Origin of the sequence: Mesorhizobium sp. M5C.F.Ca.IN.020.29.1.1 (assembly GCF_003997375.1) — a bacterium.
GTDB classification, from domain to species: Bacteria; Pseudomonadota; Alphaproteobacteria; order Rhizobiales; family Rhizobiaceae; genus Mesorhizobium; species Mesorhizobium wenxiniae.
In genome coordinates this window covers 1-2,359 of the sequence record NZ_RZSW01000743.1, presented here as the reverse complement: position 1 = coordinate 2,359, position 2,359 = coordinate 1, and the positions used below count along the sequence as shown (strand labels likewise).

At 58.7% G+C, this 2,359-nt stretch carries 1 protein-coding gene and 1 pseudogene; both read right to left on the bottom strand.

Going from position 1 to position 2,359, the window contains the following annotated elements:
• A partial coding sequence (locus EOA85_RS32965; protein WP_206523430.1) for a hypothetical protein occupies positions 1-288 on the bottom strand: 288 nt, incomplete at its 3' end.
• 627 nt (positions 289-915) lie between these two features.
• Positions 916-2,194, bottom strand: a pseudogene (xylA, locus tag EOA85_RS32960) (xylose isomerase).
• Positions 2,195-2,359 lie beyond the last annotated feature (165 nt).

The window sequence follows — 2,359 nt, the reverse complement described above, 5'->3', positions numbered from 1 at the left end:
CTTGGACACCTCTGCGTTGCCGTACCGAGACGGTGCCGAAGCGTCCAGCAGATTGGCGTGAGCGCACACACTCGTGACCGTCAGGCCATAACGGGCGAACATGTCATTGAGGTCGCGTGGATTGTCATCGAGACTGGCGGTTGCACTGAAGCCGAATTCACGCCCAAGCAATCCACCAGGATGGTTATCGGTCACATCGGCATATTTGAAACCGAGGGCAGAAATGCGCTCGAGTTGGTGCTCAAGCGGCGAGAAGGGATCAACGAGGGCGAAGCAGCCAACTTTCATGTCTATTCTCCAAGTTATGCTGGGTGGAGCCGCAGCAACGCTGAGGCAAAGGGCCTCAAAAACCTTTCATACTCGGGCTACTTTCACGCTCAGATTTCGAGTTTCCCAAACGAAATCTAGGGCCGCTAAACGGCCGTCGGCTAAGAAGAGTCCCGGCTTGGTACCGCGTTTGGAATATATGGTCCTATCTGGAATGGTGTTCCACTGTTATCTCTCTTTCGTCGTCTTATGTCAATTCGAGAAAGACGGAATGTTGGAGAATCCGTCACGAGGTCGGAGGGTAGGATGGTCGCACCCAACTGTTTAGGAAAACCCGGGCGAGAGCGCGCGCAGTTCGCCCGTCCCGCGGCCAGACCACCGCCATCGGGTCTGCGATGGTGACAGGCCGTCGCAACAGATAGGGAAGACCAACGGCCTCCCGAAGGCACGCTGGCCTCACCTTCGCGGCGGTGAAAGCAGGAGATCGACAATCGATTCAGCTGCTGGTCGCGACGTGAGCGCCTCGATGGTCGGCTCGGGGTGAGCGAGCGCAGTGAGTCTTTCGTTATGCCTTCTCATGCCATCGATTCTGGCGCTTGAGTGGCCAAGAGGTAATCTTCCGCCAAGGCCACCCGGCAGAAACTCGCCTCACACGTAACGGTTGACTCTGTTCTCCAGAACTTCCTGCCTGCCCGAACGCGGCCGCGGCTCGCTTTTTTTTCACGACACGCTCGGAAATCGCTTCCAGCGTACGCTTGCCGGAAAGCACTGCCCTCGCTTCCGCCGAATCCCAGCCGGCGTAACAATCCTACAGCGGGGCTGAAAGTGCCTTGTCCTCGATCATTTTCGCCGCCGCCTTCAGGCCACGCGCGCAACAATCCATGCCGCCGATATGCGCGAGCAGAAGATCCTGCGGATCGAGCGACTGGCGACGTAGCTTGGCGTCGAAATTGGTGCCGCCAGTTTAAACCCCCCTTGAAGCACCTGATAATAAGCCAGGGCCATTTCCGGCACGTTGTTCGGGAACTGGTCGGTATACCAGCCGGACTGGTCGTCGTTGCGGTTCATGTCGATCGAGCCGAAGATACCAAGCGCACTTGCGGTCGCGAGTTCGTGCTCGAAAGAATGGCCGGCAAGAATGGCGTGGCCCTGCTCGACATTGACCTTGACCTCGTTCTCGAGCCCATACTTCCTAAGAAACCCGTACACCGTCGCGACATCGTAGTCATACTGATGCTTGGCCGGCTCCTGCGGCTTTGGCTCGATCAGGATCGTGCCTGTGAAACCGATCCGATGTTTGTAATCGACGAGAGGTTGAGGAAGCGGCCCATCTGGTCGAGTTCACGGGCTATATCGGTGTTGAGCAGCGTCTCATAACCCTCGCGCCCGCCCCACAGCACGTAATTCTCGCCGCCAAGCCGCTTCGTCACGTCGATGCACTGTTTTACGGTCGCGGCCGCATAGGCGAAGACATCCGGATCGGGGTTGGTGGCGCGCCCGACATGAAGCGCCTGTTGGAGAATAGATTGGCCGTTCCCCACAGAAGCTTGGTGCCCGTCTCATCCATCTTGCCCTGGAAATAATCGGCTATCTCGTCCAGCCGAGCGGCGCTCTCTGCAAAAGTGGAAGCTTCCGGCCGCACATCGGCATCATGGAAGCAGAAATATGGCACGCCCAGCAGGTGCGAACATCTCGAAGGCGACGTCGGCCTTGAGTTCGCGGCTCCATCGTATCGCCGAACCACGGTCGCTCGAAAGTCTGGCCGCCCGAAAGGATCGCCGCCCGGCCAGGCAAAGCTGTGCTAGTAGGAGACGGCGAAACGCAGATGATCCTCGAGCCGCTTCCCGCAGACGATCTCATCGGGGTTGTAGTGCCGATAGGCCAACGGGTTGGTGCTGTCTTGCCATTCATATCTGACTTTCCCGATGTCGCCAAAGAACGCGCCGCGATCCGGTGCACGGCACCGATGAAGGCGCCTTGCCCGCCGCCGACCATGCCGTAGCGGATCGGGCCGCCTCCCGTTTCCGATTTCGATGCGCCGACCATGATTTTCTCCCTCGTCTGAAATACCCCTCCCCCTTAAGGGGAGGGT